The sequence below is a fragment of the Mesorhizobium sp. L-8-10 genome (assembly GCF_016756635.1).
In the GTDB taxonomy this organism is placed as follows: Bacteria; Pseudomonadota; Alphaproteobacteria; order Rhizobiales; family Rhizobiaceae.
Map to the genome: position 1 here is coordinate 5,392,930 of NZ_AP023263.1, position 20,595 is coordinate 5,413,524.

Genomic DNA, 20,595 nt, shown 5'->3' on the forward strand with positions numbered 1-20,595 from the left:
TCGGCTTTGCGGACGGGAGACGGGTCAACCGAACTCCCGACGGGCCGCGGTCAGTCGGCCTTCTGAATGTTCCAGAAGACAGGGACCGGAGACGGGATCATGTCCGTGACCTTGTTGCTGCGCGCCTGGGGCGACAGATACTGGCCAAGCGGCACATAGACGACGTTCTCCAAAGTATATTTCTGAATCTTCACCGCGACTTCCTTCTGCTTCTCGGAAGAGTCGGCGGCGATGAACTCGGCGCGCAGCGCTTCGAGCTGGTCGTCTTCTGGCCATCCGAACCAGGCCTTGTCGCCGCGGCCGTTCAGCATGGGGCTGATCAGCGGCGAGTTGACCTCGGGCACCATCCAGTTGGTGAAGAACATGTTCCAGCCGCCTTCGGACGGCTTGGCCTGGCTGGCACGGCGCGTGACGAGCGTCTGCCAGTCCATTGCCTGCATGTCGACGTTGAAGCCGGCATTGCGCAAGGCCTGCGCCGCCACGACCGGCTGGGAGGACAAGGTCACCACGTCGGTCGGCTGCATCAGGACGACGGGCGTCCCATCATAGCCGGCCTCCTGGAGCAGCTTCCTGGCACCCTCGATGTTGCCGCCCGACGTCAGCATCTCGGAGCCGGCCTCATCGGCAAGCGGCGTTCCGCAGCCGAAGATCGCGCCGCAGGCCTTGTAGTATTCGGGGTTGCCGATGAGCGTGCCCAGGACGTCGGCCTGGCTCAGCGCCATCTGGGCAGCCTGGCGGATCTTGACGTTGTCGAAAGGTGGGTGCTTGAAATTCATACGGCCCATGGTCTGGTAGCCGAACGGCTCGCGCACCTCGACTGTCACGTCTTCGCTGGACTGAAGAATGGGCAGAAGGTCGATCTGCACCATCTCGATGTAGTCTATCTCGCCGGACATGATGGCGTTGATGGCGGTCTGGGCGTCGGGCATCGTCACCCATTTCACCGTGTCGACATTGACTTTCTTGCCGCCCGCCATCCAGTTCGGCGCCTCGCTGCGCGGCACATAATCCTCGAACTTCCTGTAGGTGACGGAAACGCCCGGCTGATATTCTTCCTGCACGAAGACGAAGGGACCGGAGCCGGTGTAATCGGTGATCGCCTCGTCGGCCGAACCGCTCGCCACACGTTCGGGCATGATGAAGGGCGGAACGGCCGACTGCTTGCCAACAATGTCGAGCAGTGCGGGGAACGGGCTCTTCAGCGTCCAGACGATCGTCTTGTCGTCCCTGGCTTCGAGGCTGTCGGTGACATCGAAGATCAACTGGCCGCCCGAATCCCTCTTGCCCCAGCGCTTCAGCGAAGCGACGGCATCGGCCGCGCGGACCGGAGCGCCGTCATGGAACTTCAGGCCGTCGCGCAGGGTGAAGGTGTAGGTGAGGCCATCGTCCGTCGTCGTCCAGTCGGCCATCTGCGGCTGCGGCCTGAAAACCTCGTCCACCGCAACCAGCACGTCGTAGATCATGTAGCCGTGGTTTCGCGTGATGTGCGCGGTCGTGATGATCGGATCAAGCACACGCAGACCCGAATGCATGACGGCTGTGATGGTCTTGCCTTCGGCCTGGGCCTGGCTCGCGACGCCGAGGCCGGCCGAGAGCGCGGCGCCGGCCAGCAGCCCCAAGGCTGCGCCGCGCACATGGCGGTTAAAGCTGTGAAGTCTCTCCTGAATACGCAACATGATGTTCCCCTTTTTCGTTGACAGTGAATTCGCGCGCGTTGACATGACGCCCCGATAGCGTTTCTCCCTTTCCGTCATGCCTCCATCGTTCGAGGATGGACGGATCGTCGATAGGCAGGTCCGTTCGGCGACAGGCGCATGCCCTCGGCAAGCCTGGTCCAGGCGAGGTCGGCGGGATCCAGCGGCATGGGACCCGGCGCCGTGCAGACGAGAACGGTCTCGGCGATCGGCTCGAAGTCGGCGCGGAAATGGACCGAGCTCTTGTTGACCAATATGGCTTTCTCGGTCGGCTCGATGCCGACGAACCGGTACATTGCCAGATCCGCCATCTGCGCCTTGTGCGTCGCGACCACCACTTTCACGCCGTCTATGGCCAGGCACGCGGACAGGCCGACATTCATATGCGTTCCGCCGTAGTACGGACCGGTGGCGTGCAGGTCTCCGCTTACGACCTTCTCGACGCGGAACGTGCCCTCGAGCGGCGCATCCCCGGCGACGCCCGACCGTCCGCCGAGAGCTATGGCGATTTCCGCCCCTTCACCGGCCGCATGCGCGGCACGCGCCGCCTGGGGATCGACGATCATGCCGATGGCCGCGTTCCCGGCTCCGTTGCGCAGCAGCGCACGCAGCATGCCGGTCGTGTCGGAATCGCCGCCGGCACCGGGGTTGTCCTGCGTGTCGGCGATCACCACGGGCCTGCGCGCCGCGCCAGCAATGCGGATCGCCTCGCGAACCCCCTCGTCCGGTTCATAGGCACGGCCGGCAAAGGCGCCTTCACTCGCCAGTACGCGCGCGTAAAGATGATCGGCCGCACGGTCGGCGGCTTGCTGCGTCTCGCCATAGACGACGATGCTCTGGCCGCACTCTGCGATGTCGGCCGCGGGAAAACCCATCCAGTAGGAGACGCTCGCGATCTCGCCGCCTTCGAGCCCGGCCGTCTCGGCGTAAAGGCTCCTTGCCGGCTCGAGGCCGGTGCATTGCCAGGGAATCGGGATCAGATAAGGCAAACGGCGGAACGCCTTGGCGAACGGTTTTCCGCGCTTCATCAGCATGGCCAGGCCTTCCGCGGCGCGCCTGCCGGTTTCGGCCATATCCACATGCGGATAGGTTCGGAAGGCCACCAGAAGATCCGCTTTCTCGACCATCAGCCCGGTTGTATTGCCGTGCAGATCGAGGCTGGCGGCGATCGGAACGTCGGCCCCCACGACCCGGCGTATCCGGGCGATCAACTCGCCCTCGCCGTCGTCGAGATGCTCCGCCACCATGGCCCCGTGGAGATCGAGGAACACGCCGTCGAGCCGACCCGCCGCGGCGATGCCGGCCACGATCTCGCCGGCAATGGATTCGTATGCGTCACGGGTCACATGGGCGGACGGTATTGCTCCTGTCCACAATACCGGAACGATTTCCCAGCCCTCCCGCCCGGCATGGGCGAGGGCCCCGGAAATACCGAGATTGACGCCTCTGCAACGCGGGAGGATTTCGTGTCCCCGCGACAGGGGAAGATAGCCGCCACCCTGCTCGAAATGTGCAAAGGTGGCTTTGGAGGGCGCGAACGTATTCGTCTCGTGCAGAAAACCGGCCAACGCCACCCGTTTGCTCATGCTGCCCCTCGTCTGCAACAAACACCGGCATCGCCATCGAGCCAATTTCCACATCACGCATTTTTCGGGTCGACGCCCGGAACATGCGTGATAGGATGGTCGTATCGCTAGGCGATATGCTTGTATCGCTGTTACGATAGGTTTGCCATCGGGGTGGAGTCAAACGCTTTTTGGGGAGGTGGGCTTGCGGAACACTCAAAAGGGGGAATACGGGGTCAGGCCGGTCATCGACATCGATGAAGACGACCCGCTGTTCGTGCAGGCGATCGGACGCGCCATGCAGGTGCTTTCGGCCTTTCACGAGGCGGGAAGACCACTCACGCTGAACGAGATCGCCGCGATCGCAGGCGTAGGCAAGAGTGCCGCGCAACGCGTCGTCCACACGTTGAGGCAATTGGGCTTCATCGAGCGCGACGCGGACGACAGGGGCTATCTGCCCGGCATCCGGATCCTCGACTTCACGCGCGACTACCTGCGGCTCAATCCGCTGGTCTCGCGCGCTTCGCCGGTGCTGCTGGAATTGCGCCGCAGTGTACGCGAACGTGTCGACCTCAGCCTGGTCGACGGCTTGCGCCTCGTCTACGCGACGCGGCTCCAGAGCAAACGCGAGACATTCTTTGCGACACTGGTCGGCCAGAGCGTGCCGATCTACTGCACATCAGGCGGTCGCGCGGTGATGGCGCATCTGAGCGACGCCGAGGTGGACGACGTGATCGCGCGCTCGGATCGGCGCGAGATCACGCCCAAGACGATCACCGACCCGGAGCGGATATGGGCCAAGGTTCACGAGGCGCGCGAGAACGGCTTCGCCCTGGCGGTGGAGGAAATCCTCCTCGGCGAGGTCGCCATCGCCACGGCCGTGCTGGCGCCGGACGGCAGGCCGCTTGGCGCCATACATGTGGCCGCGTCGCTCAGCGAATGGGACGCCGAGACGTTCTGCCGCCGCTTCGCACCGCTGGCCGTCGAGGCCGCCGGCGCGATCAACAGGCTGGGGACGCGCTGAGGCAGGACCGTGACGGCACGCCTGGCTTCATCGAGATCGCCACGGCGGCTTCCCCACGCCAGCAAGGCTCCCTACCGATGGCGGTCATGCCTGGCGAGAGGCTGGACGTGGAATGGGAACTGCCGTCAGATCGCGGCAGCGACGCCCTTGGCGATCGGCTGCAGGCGGACCTGGCCGATATCTTCGCGTTCGAAACGGCTGCCGACCTTGGTGAGCTTGGCGACGTCCTGCACGCCCTCGCCCGGTCCGATCGGGGCGATCATGACGCCGCCGCTCGACAACTGGTCGACGAAGGGGCGCGGCAGGCTGTCGAAGGCCGTCCACACCACGATCCGGTCGAAGGGCCCCTCGCCCGGCAGTCCATTGCCGCCGTCGGCGTGGCGGATGAACGCATTGGTCAGGCCGATATTTTCGAAGCGCTGCCTGGCGAGTTCCGTGAGCGTCTTGTAGCGCTCGACGGTGACGACCCGCGCGGCAAGGCGAGCCATCACCGCGGCAGTGAAACCGGTGCCGGTACCGATCTCGAGCACGCGGACACCCGGCTGAAGGTCGAGCGCGAGCAGCACCGCAGCCTGAAGATCGGCGCCTTCGATCGCCTCCCCGCATTCGATCGGGATCATGCGGTCCGACCATGACAGGCTCTGCCACTGGCCGGGAATGAATGCGCGCCGTGGCGTCGCCTCGAAGGCGGCGACGAGATCCTTGGTCACGATGCCGTTGCCGCGCAGCCTCAGCAGGAATGCCGCAAACCCTTCGCGATCCTCGGCGCCGTTGATCATGCAATCGCCTTCTGCAGCGCGTCCTTGACTTCATGCGCGGTCAGGTCGAGCTTCAGCGGCGTCACCGAGATCTGCTTGTCTCGCAACGCGGCGAGGTCGGTTCCCGGTTTGCTTTCAACCGGTTCGCGGCCGAAACGCAGCCAGTAGTAGGGGAAGTTACGCCCGTCCGCCCGCTCGTCGATCCACAATCCGTGAACCAGCTTGCCCTGACTGGTCACCACCGTATCGCGCACTTCCTCGGGCCGGCAATTGGGAAAATTGACGTTGAGGAAAACGCCTTGCGGCAATTCGGTACCGATCAGCCGATCGAGCAAGGCCGGCGCATGCGCCTCCGCCACCTCCCACGGAACGATGCGCTCCTGGTTGAACACGTTGTAGGCCTGACTGAGCGCGATGGAGCGGATACCCAGGAGGCACCCTTCCATGGCGCCGGCGACGGTGCCGGAATAGGTGACGTCGTCGGCGATATTGGAGCCGGAGTTGACTCCCGACAGGATGAGGTCGGGAAGGCCCGGCATCAACTTGCGGGCCCCCATGATCACGCAGTCGGTCGGCGTACCGCGCACCGCAAAGTGACGATCGTCGATCTTGCGCAGGCGCAGCGGTTCCGAAAGCGAAAGCGAATGCGCATAGCCCGACTGGTCCGTTTCGGGCGCGACGACCCAGACGTCATCGGACAATCGGCGGGCGATGCGCTCCAGGGTGCGCAGCCCGTCTGCATGGATTCCGTCGTCATTGGTGAGCAGGATACGCATGGCTATTTCGCTTCGATCTTTTCCAGGCCGCCCATATAGGGGCGCAGCACAGTGGGGATGGATATGCCGCCGCCCTCGTCCTGATAGTTTTCCATGACGGCGATCAGCGCGCGGCCGACCGCGACGCCCGAACCGTTCAGCGTATGAACGAAGCGGGTGCCCTTCTCGTCCCGGGCACGGTAGCGCGCATCCATGCGCCGGGCCTGGAAATCGCCACAGACGGAGCAGGACGAGATCTCGCGATAGGTGTTCTGGCCGGGCAGCCAGACTTCGATGTCGTGGGTCTTGCGCGCACCGAAACCCATATCGCCGGTGCACAGGACGACGGTGCGGAACGGCAGCTCAAGCTTCTTCAACACTGCTTCGGCGCATTCGGTCATGCGCTCATGCTCGGCGAGCGAGCCCTCCTGGTCGGTGATCGACACGAGTTCGACCTTGTAGAACTGGTGCTGGCGCAGCATGCCGCGCGTGTCGCGGCCCGCCGACCCGGCTTCGGAACGGAAGCACGGGGTCAGGGCGGTGAAGCGCAACGGCAACTGCTCGTGAGAAAGAATCTCCTCTCGCACCAGGTTGGTGAGCGGCACCTCCGACGTCGGGATCAGGCCGAGGCGCCCCCCCGCATGCGGGGTGAAGAACAGGTCCTCCTCGAATTTGGGGAGCTGATTGGTACCGAACAGAACCTCGTCGCGGACCAGAAGCGGCGGCTGCACCTCGGTGTAGCCGTGCTCGGTCGTGTGGAGGTCGAGCATGAACTGGCCAAGCGCCCTCTCCAGCCGGGCCAGTTGCGACCGCAGCACGGTGAAGCGGGCCCCGGACAGCTTCGCCGCCCGCTCGAAATCCATCATGCCGAGCGCTTCGCCGATCTCGAAATGCTCGCGCGTCCAGTTCGCGCGCTCACGCGGCTGGCCTACCTTGCGCAACTCGACATTACCGCGTTCATCCTCGCCCACCGGCACATCGTCGAGCGGGATGTTGGGAATGACGGCCAGCGCATCGTCCAGTTCCTTGTCGAGCCGGCGCTCCTCCGCCTCGCCGCCCTGGATGAAGGCCTTGATCTCGCCGACCTCTTCCTTGAGCCGCTCGGCAAGCGCCATGTCCTTGTTGCGCATCGCATTGCCGATCTCCTTCGATGCGGCGTTGCGGCGTTCCTGCGCCTCCTGAAGCCTGGAAACGTGGGTGCGACGTGCTTCGTCCCTGGCGACGAGGTCATCGACGGTCGATCGCGCGACATCGGAGGGCTGGCCACGCTTCACCAGAGCATCGACCAGGGCCTGCGGGTTCTCGCGAATCCATCTGATGTCAAGCATGGGTCCAGAATTCCGTTCTCGTTCGGATTGTCCGAGCCGCGATCTCCTTCGTTCAAAGGGAGAATCGGGCGCTCGGCGGTCACTACCCTTCTTCCATACCCGCAGCGACGGCAAACGTGGAGAGGGTAAGGATGCGGCTGATTGCAAAGCGACCGCCAAAGCGCTTGGCAGGCCGCTGCGCGGGAATGCCGTTCAGGCCTCGGCCGCCTCGCCTTCCGCCTTCTTCTCGGCCGCGGCGCGCTCCTCCTCGCGTTTGCGTTCGATCATGCGTGCCGCCAGGATCGAGATCTCGTAGAGAAGGATGGTAGGCAGCGCAAGACCGATCTGGCTGACGGGATCGGGCGGGGTCAGCACCGCGGCGACGACGAAGGCGATCACGATCGCCCATTTCCGTTTCTCCCGAAGGCCTTCCGACGTCAGGAGCCCCACACGGGCCATCAGCGTGGTCACGACCGGGAGTTGGAACACCAGCCCGAACGAGAAGATCAGCGTCATGATCAGGCTGAGATATTCCGAAACCTTCGGCAGCAATGAGATCTGCACCTGGTCGCCGGAACCCGCCTGCTGCATGGTCAGGAAGAACCACATGACCATCGGCGTGAAGAAGAAATAGACGAGCGCGCCCCCCAGCAGGAAAAGAAGGGGCGATGCAATCAGGAACGGCAGGAAGGCCGCGCGCTCGTTTCTGTAGAGGCCTGGCGCGATAAATTTGTAGATCTGCGTGGCGATCAGCGGAAAGGCGATGACCATGCCTCCGAACATCGCCAGCTTGATCTGGGTGAAGAAGAACTCCTGCGGCGCCGTATAGATCAGTTCGACCTTTTGCGGATCGAGGCCGGCCCATTGGGTCGCCCATTTGAACGGGATGACGAGCAGATTGAACAGCTGCTTGGCGAAGAAGAAGCAGACCAGGAAAGCGACGAAGAAACCGCCGATCGACCAGATCAGCCGCGTCCTCAGCTCGATCAGATGCTCCATGAGCGGCGCCGACGACTTGTCGATTTCGTCCTGCTCGGAATTGCTCACTTTGCGGTTCCCGCCGTGTTTTTCTTGGTTGCCGCGGCTTTCGCGGCAGGCTTGCCCTTGGCAGGCGCTGCCGCGGCCGGTTTCGTCTTGGCCGACGCCTTCGTTGCGGGGGCCTTGGCCCCTGACTGGCCCTGGCGTGTCTCCTTGGTCTTGCCGGCCGGGACTGCTGCCTCGCCGGCAGTCGCCTCTACCGCCGGCGCTTGAGCCGGCAAGGCCGCCGGCCCTGCCTTCAGCGGGGCGGCAGGTGCAGTGACGGGCGAAGCCGGTTCCGCCGACATGGCCGGGAATACCGGCTCTGCCGGCATTTCCGTCGGACCGGTCGGAGCAGCCGCGGCATGCCCATCGGCCACGCCATTCCCGATCGCTTCCGTCGACGCCGCCTTGTCGGCGGCAGCCGGCTGCGCAGGCTTCAACGCGGAGTCGACGCCGGCCTTGACGTCCGCCGCAGCCTGCTCGAACGGATTGAGCTGCTTGCGGATCTCCGCCATCGGATTGAGGGTGCGCAGCGAATCGACCGACTTCTTCACGTCGTCGAGCTCCGCCTCCTTCAGCGCCTCGTTGAACTGCTTCTGGAAATCACCGGCCATGGTACGCAGTTTGGCCGTGGTCTTTCCGAAAGTCCGCAACATGCGCGGCAAATCCTTCGGGCCGACGACCACGATCATCACGACCGCAATCACCAGCATCTCGGTCCAGCCGATATCAAACATGGCTATCCAATCCGGCTACGGCGGAACCGGCGCTCAGCCCTTGCTGGCCTTTTCCTTCGCGGAGGTCACCGTCTCGTCGGCGCGATGCTCGACAGTCTTGGTATCGTCGGCAGCATCCTCGTCGGACATGCCCTTCTTGAAGCTCTTGATGCCCTTGGCCATATCGCCCATCAGTTCCGGGATCTTGCCGCGCCCGAACAGCAGCAGCACGACCACCAGCACGATAAGCCAGTGCCAAATCGAAAACGAACCCATTGTCACTCTCTTTCGAAGGATCTTCCCGGTAATGATCTATGCGTTTTCGGCGCGTGTTTCAAACACAAGAACGTCCGACCGCCTCAGGGAAAGGAAAATATCGCGCGCCTGGGAGGACAAAGCGCCGCACCTCACCCTGGCGCGCACCGGCGTATCCGCGCCGGGCACGGCAAGGTCGAGCAATTCCACCACCCCGAGATAACGCCGGGACAGCACCCTCGCCTGCATTTCGCCCTCCGCCTCGCCAACGTCGAAACCCGACATGCGCACCGCTACGGTGACCTTCTGGCCGTCAGCGAAACCCGGCGCCGCCACACGACCCACCGGGGTCTCCGCGCTCCCCGCCTGAACCCGCGTCTCGAAGACGTTGAGCTCCGAGAAGAACCCCGCGACGAAGAGATCGGCCGGCTTCTGGTAGAGTTCCTCGGCGCGGCCGACCTGCTTGAGCCGGCCATCCTTGAGCAGCGCGATACGGTCGCCCATGCGCATCGCCTCCTCCGCATCGTGGGTCACGACGATCGCGGTCGCCCGGCTGCGACGCAATATGTCGAGCGTTTCGGCCCGCACGGCGTCCTTGAGCCGCGAATCCAGGCCCGAGAACGGCTCGTCCATCAACAGCACCGCCGGACGCGGTGCTATGGCGCGGGCAAGCGCCACGCGCTGCTGCTCGCCGCCCGACAGGATATGCGGGTAGGCGCCGGCATAGGTATCGAGCCCGACCCGCGACAGCGCGATCATGGCCTCCCGCTTCGCCTCCTCGCGCGACAGCGCGGTCAGCCCGAAGCGCACATTGTCGAGGATCGTCAGATGCGGAAACAGCGCGAAATCCTGGAAGACGAGGCCGATAGACCGCTGCTCGGGCGGCAGGAAGACCGACGGTCCGGCGATCTCCTTGTCGTTCAGCAGGACGCGGCCGGTGGTCTGCGCCTCGATGCCGGCGGCGATCCTGAGCAACGTCGTCTTGCCCGAGCCGGACGGCCCGAGCAGGCAAAGCACCTCGCCCGGCTCGGCCGCAAGCGAGATACCGCGCAACGTCGCGGAGCCGTTGCCGAAGGTGTGGGTGATGTTGTCGAAGTACAGCCGGGCGGCGAAAGTGACGCCGGCCGATACCCGCGAGCCTTCCTGGACTGTCAAAAGCTGAACTCCGGAGCCAAGATTACCCCGGTCAATCACTCTCGATGCGGGGTGTCAACAGGCCGAGTTCCTCCAGATCGATGTCGGTCAGAGGATCCTCGTCCTCGGTCAGCGCGTCGGGGTCGGCGGGCGGCTGCGGTATGGAGAAGTTGGACGGCATGCGCGTCGACAGCAGCCCGGCGCCCTTCAGTTCCTCCATGCCAGGCAGGTCGCGTATCTCCTCGAGCTGGAAGTGGTCGAGGAACTTTTCGGTGGTGCCGTAGGTGACCGGCCGGCCCGGGGTTTTGCGCCTGCCGCGCATACGGACCCATTCGGTCTCCAGCAGCGTGTCGAGCGTACCCTTCGATGTTTCGACGCCGCGAATATCCTCGATCTCGGCGCGCGTGACGGGCTGGTGATAGGCGATGATGGCGAGCACTTCGAGCGCCGCCCGCGACAGCTTCTTCTGATGCACCGTGTCCCGACTCATCAGGAAGGCGAGATCGCTCGCGGTACGGAACGCCCAGGCGTCGCCGACCTTGACCAGATTGACGCCGCGCTTGTCGTAGGCCGCCTGCAACTCGCCCAGCGCCAGCCGCAGATCGACGCCGTCGGGCAATCGCGCCGCGAGCGCCCTTTCGGTGACCGGCTCGGCGCTGGCGAAGATGATTGCCTCTGCCATGCGGATCGCCTCCGACAGGAAAAGGCGTTCGGCCCGGTTGCCGTTGCTCTCGCCTTCTTCGTCGTCGATGACGAACGGGATCACGGTCGCGTTGGCACTATCGGTCATGGCACCACCTCGATCGCCCTCGGGCCCGGCTGCCTGTTGCGCAGATAGATCGGCGAGAACGCCTCGTCCTGGCGAATCTCGATCCGCCCTTCCCGCACCAGCTCAAGGCTGGCGGCGAAGGAACTGGCGATCGCCGTCGACCTCTCCTCCGGGGTCGACAGATAGTCGACGAGGAACCGGTCGAGCGCCGTCCAATCCGAGAAGGTGCCGACGAGCCTGGTCAATATCTCGCGCGCTTCCTTGAGCGACCATACGCCACGCTTGGCTATGCGGACATTGGTGACGGCCTGGCGCTGGCGCTGACCGGCATAAGCGGTCAAAAGGTCGTAGAGCGTGGCGGAATATTCGTTCTTGCGCTCGACGATCACCATCTCCGGCATGCCGCGGGCGAACACGTCGCGGCCGAGCCGGTTGCGATTGACGAGGCGCGCGGCGGCATCGCGCATCGCCTCGAGCCGCTTGAGACGAAACTGCAGCACGGCGGCCAGTTCCTCGCCGCTCTCGCCGGCTTCGCCCGGCTGCTTGGGGATCAGCAGCTTCGACTTCAGGAAGGCGAGCCAGGCCGCCATGACCAGGTAGTCGGCGGCCAGTTCGAGGCGCAGAGCGCGGACACGCTCGATGAAGGTGAGATATTGCTCGGCCAGCGCCAGGATCGAGATGCGCGACAGATCGACCTTCTGGTTTCGCGCCAGATGCAGCAGAAGATCGAGCGGGCCTTCGAAGCCGGCGACGTCGACGACCAGAGACGGCTCGCTGCTTGTGCGCGAAGCGTCGCCCTCCGTCCAGAGCGGCTCCATCGGCGCGGCTTTGGCCCTCCTGGCTTCTCTCGTATCGGCCACGCTTGCCGGTCTCTCCTGTTGCGGGCGGGACTAGGCGACCGCCTCGAAGTAGTTTGCGAACTCAGCGCGGATCGCCGCTTCCTGCAGTCCGTCGCCGCCGCGGATGTAGCCGAGCGCGCGCCGGGCGCGCTCCAGCGACTTCCCGGCCAGCGCCGTCGTGCGCGAGGCGATGCCCGTCATCTCTTCCATCACGCCGTTGCAGTGAAGGACCAGATCGCAGCCGGCTGCAAGGATCGCGGCCGCCTTCTCGGGGAAATCCCCAGAAAGTGCCTTCATCGAGGTGTCGTCGCTGATCAGCAGACCGTCGAACCCGATCTCGCCGCGAACGACGTCCTGGATGACCTTGGCCGACGTGGTGGCCGGCCGATCCGGATCGACGGCCGTATAGACGACATGGGCGGTCATAGCCGCCGGCAGATGGCTCAGCGCCTTGAAGGGGGCGAAGTCGTGCGTGCGCAACTCGGCCAGCGGCGTGTCGACGACGGGCAGAGCAAGATGCGAATCCGAGAAAGCCCGGCCGTGCCCGGGAACATGCTTCATCACGGGCAGGACACCGCCCGCCATCAGGCCCTTCGCTGCGGCGCGACCGAGGTCCGCCACCGTCTCAGGGTCCTTGCCATAGGCACGCGTGCCGATCACATCGCTTGCGCCCTCGATCGGAACGTCGAGAACGGGCAGGCAGTCCACTGTGATGCCGAGGCGCTGGAGGTCGAAGGCATGGAGTCGCGCCAACAGCCAGGTCGAGCGCAAGCCGGCCTCCCTGTCCTGCCGATAGAGCGCGCCGAGGGCCGCTCCCGCCGGATAGTTCGGCGCGATCGGCGGGCGCAACCTTTGCACCCGGCCGCCTTCCTGGTCGATAAAGACGGGGGCTTCCGGCCTGCCTATGCTGTCACGCAGCGAAGCGACCAGATCACGGACCTGCTCGGGCTCGCCGATGTTGCGCGCGAACAGGATAAACCCCCAAGGCCGCTCTTCCCGGTAGAAGCGGATCTCGTCCGGCGTGATCGCCTTCCCGGCGCAGCCGAGAATCATCGCTTTTGATTCGGTCATGGCGCGAGCCTACTCCCAGACGCTCCGCTATGGAATCTCCCGCACTTCTGCGCGACGGGAGCTTCCAAAGGCGAACGGCGCGACCAGGATGGCCGCGCCGCCTGATCGAGAAGCCTGCCTTAGGCTACTTCGAGACGAAGCAGTTGCCGCCGGCCGACTTGTAGCTTTCGCAGAGGCTGACCGCCTCGTTGCGGCTTCCGGCCGGAATGCGAACCCGCCAGTAAGTGCCCTTGCCTGCAATCTCGGCCTTCACGATCGTGGCGTCGCGGCCACCGATCACGCTGGCATAGCGCCGGGAGAGATCCTGATAGGACGACTTGGCTGCGTCCTCGCTCGGCTGGGAAGCGATCTGCATCGACCATCCGCCGGCTGAAGCACCCTGGCTGACCGCGGCGACCTGCTCGGGCTTGACTTCGCCGACGACGTCGATCGGCTGGTCGGCGGGGCGCGGAGGTGCGACCGGCACGGTGTCCGGCGTAGCGGAGGTCACGGACCTGGAGGGCAGCTTCGCAGCGGCCGGCACCTGCGCAGAGGCAGATGTCGTATTGGTCGCCTGCGGTTCGGCGGCGGGTTTCGCCGGCGCCGTCTCCATCATGGCCTCGGCGGCGCCCCGCGGCTCGGCAGCGGCGGCGGGAGCCGGATCCTCACGCGGAACCAGCGATCCGTCGGGCCGTACGACCATGGTACGGACGCGGCGCGGCGCGACGGCGGCGACTTCCGTGTTGTCGGTCGCCGTCCGGGAGGCATCGGCGGACGGGTCGACGCGATCCTCTGCCTTGGAAGCGATTTCCGCGATCTCGTCGTCGCCTGAGGGCAGGTCGGCGACCTCGTCAGCGACCATCGGCATGGTCGGCGTTTCCGCTTCGCGGGCCGGCGCCTGAGCCGGGACCTTGGCAGCCATATCGACCGGCTCCTCGGCACTGCTGATCAGCCTCGGCTGCGCCACGGCCGTCTGAGCGCCGGAATTGGAACCCGCGACCGTTTCGTAGACCTTGCTGTCCTGGTTCGGAACAGACGTGCCGCCCGGATTCTCGGGCCGCACCTTTATCGGCGTGTCGTCGGCGCGGACGATCGCGGGGACGTCCGAGCCGTCGCCGCCGAAGGACAGGGCGAAAGCACCGACGCCGCCCAGCACCGCGACACCGCCGACGATCGCGGCGACCATCATGCCGCGACGCCGACCCGCGGCACGCTCTTCGGCATAGGCCGGCAACGCGATCTCCTCGTCGAGGCCGTCATAGTCGAGCTCATCGACGTCGGCATGGGTCTCGGGCCCGCGGCTTCCAGCCGGTGCCGCCTCGTCGAAACCTTCGAGCAGGTCGGCATCGCGACGCTCGGCCGGCCTGGCTGAGGCATAGGCGGCCGCTCCGGCCGCTGCCGCGCCGACGCCGGCAGCGTAGAGATGGCTGTTGTCGGCTTCGGCCGGCGCCGCCTGCCGGTAATGCTGGCCATAGCCGCCATTGGCGTCGGAGTAGCCGCTCGTTTCGACGACGCGCCGCTTCGCCTCCTCCGTCTGGGGCTGATCGGCGAAGACGGCGGCGAATTCGGATTCGAACTCGTCGAATGCCGGAGTTGCGCGCACCTCGTCCTGATAGGCCAGTTCCGGGATATCGAGGTCGTCGGCCAGCGCCGTCGCAGACTCCGGCACATCGATCGTTTCGATATCGGGAATGTCCTCATGCGCCGCCGCGGGACGCCAGTTCGACGCGGCCGCATGCAGATGCGAGGCCGTCTGCGATGCCGCCTGCCGCAACGAGGCATAAGGATCGTGATTCACTTTCTGCTCCTGATACTCGTCAGCGGCAAGGCTGTTCTCGAATGCTGCGTCGAACGCGTGGTCGTCGAACTCAAGCTCATCTTCGGCGAGGGCCGCATCGCCTTCGTCGTGTTCGACCTCGGCAAGCTGATAGGATGGTCCGGCGAAATCCTCCTCGTCATTGGCGTAGGCCGCGTAGTCAATGTAAGCCTTATCGTCGGGGGCGGGTGCGCTGGGCAGCGGCGCGTGCTCGACAACCGACGCCGACGACGCCGAAAGCGGCGGTGCGTCGTAACCGCGGGTCAATTCGGCCCGCGGCACGCTGTTGCCGAGAAGGGCATTGAGCTCTTCCTCAAGGCTGAGCTCTTCCTGATCATGCACATCCGAAACGGCAATGTCGGCGGAAGCCTCGACCGGCGCCGCGATGTCGGCGCGCGCCGCAGGCACATAGACCATCGGCGATTCTTCGGCCTGCGCCTCTTCGACACCGCCGTCGAAGACGGCACCATCCTCGTCGTCGAAATCGATATCGCCGGCCTGGAGCGGCTCGCCGTCATGGACGCCGTAGCCTTCCTGGCGCGGGGTCTCGGCGTCAGCGCCGAAATCCATGTCGACATCGGCCATGGCCACGTCGAGGTCGAGATCGTCAACTTCGGCCGCCCGCGGCGCCTCGCCCCGAGGAGGCGCCGCATCGTCGAAACGCTGCTCCATGACGTCGGGCTCCAGCGCGGCGAGGAGTTCGACGTCCTCGGCGGAAAGCTCGTGCTCTTCGCTTGCTTCAACTTCGCCGTGCCGGCGATCCTCGAAACGGACAGGCTCGTCGAACTCTTCCGACTGTTCTTCGCCGACGAAATTCCGCCCGAAGACGGCGTCGAGATCGTCGGCATCTGCTGAAGCGACGGCGTCAGGCTCCTCCTCGCCATGCAGGAACGAGACCGGCTCGGCGTTGTCGGCCATGCGCTCGTCGTCGACGGCAAAAGCGGCATCGAAGTCAGCCTCGTCGAACGCGTCGTCCGCCTGTTCCTGGCGTGGATAGGCATTCGTTTCGCCTGGAGCCGGCTCGGCGCGCTCCCGCAAAGGGTCGCTTTCGAGGCCGCGCGACTCCACCTGCGGGGCCATGCTCCCGTCGAAGGCAGGCTCGGCGTGTTCCCGCAGCAGTTCGCCCTCGAGATCGGTTGCGAATGCCAGGTCGAAGTCGTCTTCGTCGACCTCCGGCGCCGCCTCGGGCTCCGCGGCGCGGTCGATCGCGACATCGACTGCCCCCGGCCCGTCATTGCGCAGCAACTCCCCTTCGAGATCCGCGGCAAAGGCCGCATCCATATCATGACCCAGGTCGCCGGCATGGGATGGGGCGGCTGCCTCGAGCGCCTGTTCGTGCACATTGGGAGACGGCGTGGCGGCGGCGGCCGGCTCGTCGTCCATCGCGAAGTCGCCTTCGTCGATCTCCGGTGCCGCCGCCTCGGGTTCCGCGGCGCGGCGGTCGATCGCCGTATCGACGGCCATCGGTCCGTCACCGCGAAGCAACTCTCCTTCGAGATCCGCAGCGAAGGCCGCATCCATATCGTGTCCCAGGCCGTCGGCATGGGAGGAGGCGGCAGCCCCGAGCGCCTGTTCCTGCACATTCGGAGACGGCGCCGCGGCGGCGAACGGCTCGTCGTCGATCGCGAAGTCGCCTTCGTCGATCTCCGGTGCCCCCTCGGGCTCCTCGGCGCGGCGGTCGATTGCCGTATCGACGGTCCTCAGTCCGTCACCGCGAAGCAACTCTCCTTCGAGATCCGCGGCGAAGGCCGCATCCATATCGTGCCCCAGGTCGTCGGCATGGGATGAGGCGGCAGCCCCGAGCGCCTGCTCCTGCACATTCACAGACGGCGTGGTGGCGGCTAACGGCTCGTCGTCGATCGCGAAGTCGCCAAGCAGCTCCTTCTCGAGATCGATGCTGAAATCCTCGGCCGAAAGCTCCAGATCCGGCTCGGATTGCGCCGCGAAAGCGGGCTCCTCGGCCTGCGGCCTTGTTGGCGCCGACGCGCCGGGCCTGACCGGGACCCGCGGATCGAAGCCCATGATCCTGGTCAGTTCCGCGAAGGGATCGTCATCGCCGAGCTCGGCGGGATCGACGCGTTTCAGCTGGCTGCTGTCTGCCATTACTTTTCCCATACTCGCACTCCAAATGCGCACAGGGCACGCATCTTCGGGTTGGCCGTTACCAGCGCAATGTGGGCAAAAGGTGACAGGTTTTCCGCTAAACCTAGCGCATCTCCGTGGGCGCATCGGCCCCGATCAGCGCCAGGCCCGACGTTAGAACGTCCGAAACAGCCTGCACCAGCCCGAGTCTGGCATGGGTCAATTCTGGGTCGTTAACCTTAACAAAACGTAAGTCCATATTCTCCGTGCCGCGGTTCCAGTGGGCATGGAAGGCACTGGCAAGATCATAAAGGTAAAACGCCAGACGATGCGGCTCATGCGACTGGGCGGCCTGCTCGATCATCCTGGGATATTCGGCGAGCTTCTTGACCAGGCCGATTTCGCCCTCGTCTGCCAGGCGGTGCACAGCAGCCTTCAGCGCGGCGCGGCTGAAGTCGCCGGTGCCGAGTTGTTCCCTCGCCTGACGGAAGACCGAATGCGTCCGCGCCGAGGCATATTGCACATAGAAGACGGGATTGTCCTTCGACTGCTCGGTGACCTTGGCAAAGTCGAAATCCAGCGGTGCATCGTTCTTGCGGTAGAGCATCATGAAGCGGATCGGGTCCCGCCCGACCTCTTCCACCACCTCGCGCAGCGTAATGAAGTCGCCGGACCGCTTGGACATGCGCACGGGCTCGCCGGCCCTGAACAGCTTCACGAGCTGGCACAGCAGAACGGTGAGCTTCAGGCTGCCGCCCGACAGGGCCCTGGCGAGGGCCTCCATGCGCTTGACATAGCCGCCATGGTCGGCGCCGAGAACGAAGATCGTCTCTTCGAAGCCGCGCGACAGCTTGTCCTTCAGATAGGCGACGTCGGCGGCAAAATAGGTGAAGGTGCCATCCGACTTGACCAGCGGCCGGTCGATATCGTCGCCGACCTCCGTCGAGCGGAACAGCGTCTGCTCCCGATCCTCCCAATCCTCCGGCTTCTCGCCCTTGGGCGGCGGCAGCTTGCCCTTGTAGATATGGCCCCTGAGCGTCAGGTCGCTGATCGCGGCCCGGATTGCCTTGGCGTTGTCGGCATGCAGCGTGCGCTCGGAGAAGAACACTTCGTGATGTACATTGAGCAGAGCGAGATCGTCGCGGATCATGGCCATCATGGCCTCGATGGTCCGGTCCTTGACGATCGCCAGGGCCTCGGTCTCCGGCATCTCCAGAAGCTTGCTGCCGAATTCGCCGGCCAAAGCCTGACCGACCGGCACCAGATAGTCGCCGGGGTAAAGGCCGGGTGGGATCTCGCCGATCCCCTCGCCCAGCGCCTCACGGTAGCGCAGCATCACGGAACGGGCGAGCACGTCGATCTGTGCGCCGGCATCGTTGATATAATATTCCTTGGTCACGTCGTAACCGGCAAAATCCAGCAGATTCGCCAGCGTGTCGCCGACCACCGCGCCGCGGCAATGACCGACATGCATCGGCCCCGTCGGGTTGGCCGAGACATATTCGACATTCACCTTGCGGGCGCCACCGATATCGGAGCGGCCGTAATCCGTCGAAGCATCGAGTATGCCGGCAAGCTCGGCCTGCCAGAAGCGCTCGCTGAGCCTCAGATTAACGAAACCCGGGCCCGCCACCTCCGCCGCGGAAACATCGCCGTCGGAACGCAGCGCGGCGGCTATGCTCTCGGCCAGCGCGCGCGGGTTCTGCCCGGCCGGCTTGGCCAGCACCATGGCGGCATTGGTCGCGAGATCGCCATGCGAAGCATCTCGCGGCGGCTCGACGGCGATGCGGCCCAGATCGAGAACACCTCCATCCTTGTCTTTCAAGTCAATGTCTTGGACGATCTTTTTGATCCGCTCGTTGAATTCGGCGAAGATGTTCATTGGTCGATCTCTGGATAGTGGGACGGCGGCGAGACATCGTGGCCCGCAACGCCGAGCGGCGCCCGACCTCGACGGCAATCGCCGCGGAACCCGGGCATTCGCGCGGGCTCTAGCTCAAATCCGGCGTATGGTCAAACAGCCGCCGATGTTCCTTGACGGCGTAGGTGTCGGTCATCCCCGCCAGGAAATCGGCCACGGAACGAGCCTTGACCTTGTCTTCGGCGCGGTCCAGGCCTTCGCGCCATCCTTCCGGCATCGCCCGAGGATCCGCGAAATAGGCATCGTACAGGTCGCGAACGATGCGCTCGGCATCGGCGCGCACCCGCATCACGTCGGGATGGCGGTAGAGGTTCTTGTAGAGGAAGGCCTTGAGCGTCTTCTCCGCCGCCGCCATTTCCGCCGAGAAGGTCACGATCGCATGACCCGCGCCATGGATGTCGGCGACGCCTTGGGGCCGCATCGCAGCAATCTTGGCGGCGGCCGTGGCGATGACGTCCTCGACCATGATCGTGATCTGCCGCCGCATCAACTCATGGCCGGTGCGCACGGCGTCCAGCGCCGGATAGCGCGCCCGCACACCGGCCAGGATCTGCGCCGAGAGCGGCACCTCCTCCAGCATGTCGAGCGTCAGCAGTCCGGCACGCAGGCCGTCGTCTATGTCATGCGTGTCGTAGGCGATATCGTCGGCTATCGCGGCGCATTGCGCCTCGAGGCTCGCGAAACGATCGAGCTCGAGATCGAAGAGTTCGTTGAAGTCCCGGATCGGCTGGGGCAGCGGCCCCTCGAGGCCGTTGCCCTGGCCGTCAGTCAGCGGGCCATTGTGCTTGACCAGCCCTTCGAGTGTTTCCCAGCTCAGATTGAGCCCATCGAATTCGGCATAGCGACGCTCCAGCTTCGTCACAACGCGCAACGACTGCGCATTGTGATCGAAGCCGCCCCAGGCCGCCATCTTGTCGTTGAGGGCGTCCTCGCCGGTATGGCCGAACGGCGTGTGGCCAAAGTCGTGGACCAGCGCCACGGCCTCGGCGAGGTCCTCGTCGCAACGCAGGGCCCGTGCCAGGGCGCGGGCGATCTGGGCCACCTCGATCGTATGGGTGAGGCGGGTGCGGAAATGGTCGCCCTCATGCGCCACGAAGACCTGGGTCTTGTGCTTCAGCCGGCGAAAGGCGGTCGAATGGATGATGCGGTCGCGGTCCCGCTGGAAGGGCGTGCGGGTCGGGCTCTCGACCTCGTCGTAGAAGCGGCCCCGCGATCGGGCGGGATCGCTGGCGTAGGGCGCCCGCGGCCTGTAACCGAAGCCGATGTCGCCGAGTTGCCTCGCTCTCGTCATGGTTCGCCGCCGGTTGACTTGCCTGTTGGCGCTTCATACCTATGATGTGAAGGCGAAAGCAAGGTGACGTCGATGGGCGATGCAAAGACCGGCATGAAAGTCGAGCTGACTGACGCTGCGGCGAAAAGGATCACCAAGATCCTGTCGGCCGAGCCCGGCAAGACGGCTTTGCGCGTGGCCGTCGAGGGCGGCGGCTGTTCCGGTTTCTCATACAAGTTCGATCTGGTCGACGGCCGCAACGACGACGACATTGCCATAGAGAAGAACGGCGCGACGGTGCTGATCGACGATCTGTCGCTCGTCTACATGGGCGGCTCCGTCATCGACTTCGTCGACGACCTGATGGGCCAGTCCTTCCAGATCAAGAACCCCAACGCCGTCGCCTCCTGCGGCTGCGGGACCAGCTTCTCGATCTGACGTCGGCCGGCCGGAAATCGGCCCGACAACATCGCGGCAAGTCGAGCCAGCTTCCGGCGCGCCGGATGCCGACTTGGTCTTTGGAAAGGCCTTTCCGAACGACCCGGCCGGGAACATGACCGGCGTTCCTGCCTGGAAACCTGGGGAGAATCGAAAGGGCCGCCCCTCGGCGGCCCCGCAAC

Annotated in this window: 17 protein-coding genes; 2 read left to right on the forward strand and 15 right to left on the reverse strand. The window is 65.1% G+C overall.

Annotated elements, in window-relative coordinates:
* Nucleotides 1–50 precede the first annotated feature (50 nt).
* Both JN280_RS25010 and JN280_RS25015 read right to left on the reverse strand, forming a co-directional pair.
* Nucleotides 51–1,676: an ABC transporter substrate-binding protein gene (locus tag JN280_RS25010; RefSeq protein ID WP_202306280.1), complete on the reverse strand. Its 1,626-nt coding sequence runs from the start codon at nucleotides 1,674–1,676 to the stop codon at nucleotides 51–53.
* A 74-nt stretch (nucleotides 1,677–1,750) separates the two neighbouring features.
* Complete coding sequence (locus tag JN280_RS25015; RefSeq protein ID WP_202306282.1) at nucleotides 1,751–3,280, reverse strand: M81 family metallopeptidase; 1,530 nt, start codon at nucleotides 3,278–3,280, stop codon at nucleotides 1,751–1,753.
* Between the two features lie 184 nt (nucleotides 3,281–3,464).
* Between JN280_RS25015 and JN280_RS25020 the strand changes: the two genes are divergently transcribed.
* On the forward strand, nucleotides 3,465–4,283 hold the full coding sequence (locus tag JN280_RS25020) for an IclR family transcriptional regulator (RefSeq protein ID WP_202306284.1): 819 nt from the start codon (nucleotides 3,465–3,467) through the stop codon (nucleotides 4,281–4,283).
* A gap of 125 nt (nucleotides 4,284–4,408) precedes the next feature.
* Here the strand turns inward: JN280_RS25020 and JN280_RS25025 are convergent, their stop codons facing one another.
* The 13 genes from JN280_RS25025 to JN280_RS25085 all read right to left on the reverse strand — a co-directional run bounded on the left by JN280_RS25025 (nucleotide 4,409) and on the right by JN280_RS25085 (nucleotide 19,996).
* Nucleotides 4,409–5,062, reverse strand: coding sequence for a protein-L-isoaspartate(D-aspartate) O-methyltransferase (locus tag JN280_RS25025; protein ID WP_202306286.1), 654 nt, complete (start codon nucleotides 5,060–5,062; stop codon nucleotides 4,409–4,411).
* On the reverse strand, nucleotides 5,059–5,817 hold the full coding sequence (surE, locus tag JN280_RS25030; protein WP_202306288.1) for a 5'/3'-nucleotidase SurE: 759 nt from the start codon (nucleotides 5,815–5,817) through the stop codon (nucleotides 5,059–5,061). Before surE ends, JN280_RS25025 begins: the two co-directional genes overlap by 4 nt.
* A 2-nt stretch (nucleotides 5,818–5,819) precedes the next feature.
* Nucleotides 5,820–7,124, reverse strand: a complete 1,305-nt coding sequence (gene serS / locus JN280_RS25035) for a serine--tRNA ligase (RefSeq protein WP_202306291.1) — start codon at nucleotides 7,122–7,124, stop codon at nucleotides 5,820–5,822.
* Between the two features lie 192 nt (nucleotides 7,125–7,316).
* A complete protein-coding gene (gene tatC, locus JN280_RS25040; RefSeq protein WP_202315033.1) occupies nucleotides 7,317–8,102 on the reverse strand; it encodes a twin-arginine translocase subunit TatC in 786 nt (261 codons plus the stop codon).
* 44 nt (nucleotides 8,103–8,146) lie between these two features.
* Complete coding sequence (tatB, locus tag JN280_RS25045; RefSeq protein WP_202306294.1) at nucleotides 8,147–8,860, reverse strand: Sec-independent protein translocase protein TatB; 714 nt, start codon at nucleotides 8,858–8,860, stop codon at nucleotides 8,147–8,149.
* A gap of 33 nt (nucleotides 8,861–8,893) precedes the next feature.
* On the reverse strand, nucleotides 8,894–9,115 hold the full coding sequence (locus JN280_RS25050; protein ID WP_202306297.1) for a twin-arginine translocase TatA/TatE family subunit: 222 nt from the start codon (nucleotides 9,113–9,115) through the stop codon (nucleotides 8,894–8,896).
* Nucleotides 9,116–9,151: 36 nt separating this feature from the next.
* On the reverse strand, nucleotides 9,152–10,249 hold the full coding sequence (locus JN280_RS25055; RefSeq protein ID WP_202306300.1) for an ABC transporter ATP-binding protein: 1,098 nt from the start codon (nucleotides 10,247–10,249) through the stop codon (nucleotides 9,152–9,154).
* A gap of 31 nt (nucleotides 10,250–10,280) precedes the next feature.
* Entirely contained in the window at nucleotides 10,281–11,018 is a 738-nt protein-coding gene (gene scpB / locus JN280_RS25060; protein ID WP_202306302.1) for an SMC-Scp complex subunit ScpB, read from the reverse strand.
* Nucleotides 11,015–11,815 (reverse strand): segregation and condensation protein A, encoded by an 801-nt coding sequence (locus tag JN280_RS25065; RefSeq protein ID WP_202315034.1) that lies wholly within the window; start codon nucleotides 11,813–11,815, stop codon nucleotides 11,015–11,017. Before JN280_RS25065 ends, scpB begins: the two co-directional genes overlap by 4 nt.
* A 72-nt stretch (nucleotides 11,816–11,887) precedes the next feature.
* On the reverse strand, nucleotides 11,888–12,907 hold the full coding sequence (gene nagZ, locus JN280_RS25070) for a beta-N-acetylhexosaminidase (RefSeq protein WP_202306305.1): 1,020 nt from the start codon (nucleotides 12,905–12,907) through the stop codon (nucleotides 11,888–11,890).
* A gap of 124 nt (nucleotides 12,908–13,031) precedes the next feature.
* Nucleotides 13,032–16,805, reverse strand: coding sequence for an SPOR domain-containing protein (locus tag JN280_RS25075; RefSeq protein WP_202306308.1), 3,774 nt, complete (start codon nucleotides 16,803–16,805; stop codon nucleotides 13,032–13,034).
* A 103-nt stretch (nucleotides 16,806–16,908) separates the two neighbouring features.
* Nucleotides 16,909–18,666 (reverse strand): arginine--tRNA ligase, encoded by a 1,758-nt coding sequence (gene argS, locus JN280_RS25080; protein ID WP_202306311.1) that lies wholly within the window; start codon nucleotides 18,664–18,666, stop codon nucleotides 16,909–16,911.
* Between the two features lie 109 nt (nucleotides 18,667–18,775).
* A complete protein-coding gene (locus JN280_RS25085; protein ID WP_202306315.1) occupies nucleotides 18,776–19,996 on the reverse strand; it encodes a deoxyguanosinetriphosphate triphosphohydrolase in 1,221 nt (406 codons plus the stop codon).
* Between the two features lie 72 nt (nucleotides 19,997–20,068).
* Here JN280_RS25085 and erpA point away from each other — a divergent pair, with 72 nt between their 5' ends.
* The gene (gene erpA / locus JN280_RS25090) at nucleotides 20,069–20,413 is read left to right on the forward strand and encodes an iron-sulfur cluster insertion protein ErpA (protein ID WP_202306319.1); all 345 of its coding nucleotides are present in this window, start codon (nucleotides 20,069–20,071) and stop codon (nucleotides 20,411–20,413) included.
* Nucleotides 20,414–20,595: the final 182 nt, after the last annotated feature.

Bases quoted from the DNA above. Each gene is read 5' to 3' on its own strand.
- serS (WP_202306291.1), bottom strand. From the start codon at position 7,124: ATGCTTGACATCAGATGGATTCGCGAGAACCCGCAGGCCCTGGTCGAT.
- argS (WP_202306311.1), bottom strand. From the start codon at position 18,666: ATGAACATCTTCGCCGAATTCAACGAGCGGATCAAAAAGATCGTCCAA.
- scpB (WP_202306302.1), bottom strand. From the start codon at position 11,018: ATGACCGATAGTGCCAACGCGACCGTGATCCCGTTCGTCATCGACGAC.
- JN280_RS25010 (WP_202306280.1), bottom strand. From the start codon at position 1,676: ATGTTGCGTATTCAGGAGAGACTTCACAGCTTTAACCGCCATGTGCGC.
- JN280_RS25050 (WP_202306297.1), bottom strand. From the start codon at position 9,115: ATGGGTTCGTTTTCGATTTGGCACTGGCTTATCGTGCTGGTGGTCGTG.
- surE (WP_202306288.1), bottom strand. From the start codon at position 5,817: ATGCGTATCCTGCTCACCAATGACGACGGAATCCATGCAGACGGGCTG.
- nagZ (WP_202306305.1), bottom strand. From the start codon at position 12,907: ATGACCGAATCAAAAGCGATGATTCTCGGCTGCGCCGGGAAGGCGATC.
- tatB (WP_202306294.1), bottom strand. From the start codon at position 8,860: ATGTTTGATATCGGCTGGACCGAGATGCTGGTGATTGCGGTCGTGATG.
- JN280_RS25065 (WP_202315034.1), bottom strand. From the start codon at position 11,815: ATGGAGCCGCTCTGGACGGAGGGCGACGCTTCGCGCACAAGCAGCGAG.
- erpA (WP_202306319.1), top strand. From the start codon at position 20,069: ATGGGCGATGCAAAGACCGGCATGAAAGTCGAGCTGACTGACGCTGCG.
- JN280_RS25025 (WP_202306286.1), bottom strand. From the start codon at position 5,062: ATGATCAACGGCGCCGAGGATCGCGAAGGGTTTGCGGCATTCCTGCTG.
- tatC (WP_202315033.1), bottom strand. From the start codon at position 8,102: ATGGAGCATCTGATCGAGCTGAGGACGCGGCTGATCTGGTCGATCGGC.
- JN280_RS25085 (WP_202306315.1), bottom strand. From the start codon at position 19,996: ATGACGAGAGCGAGGCAACTCGGCGACATCGGCTTCGGTTACAGGCCG.
- JN280_RS25075 (WP_202306308.1), bottom strand. From the start codon at position 16,805: ATGGCAGACAGCAGCCAGCTGAAACGCGTCGATCCCGCCGAGCTCGGC.
- JN280_RS25015 (WP_202306282.1), bottom strand. From the start codon at position 3,280: ATGAGCAAACGGGTGGCGTTGGCCGGTTTTCTGCACGAGACGAATACG.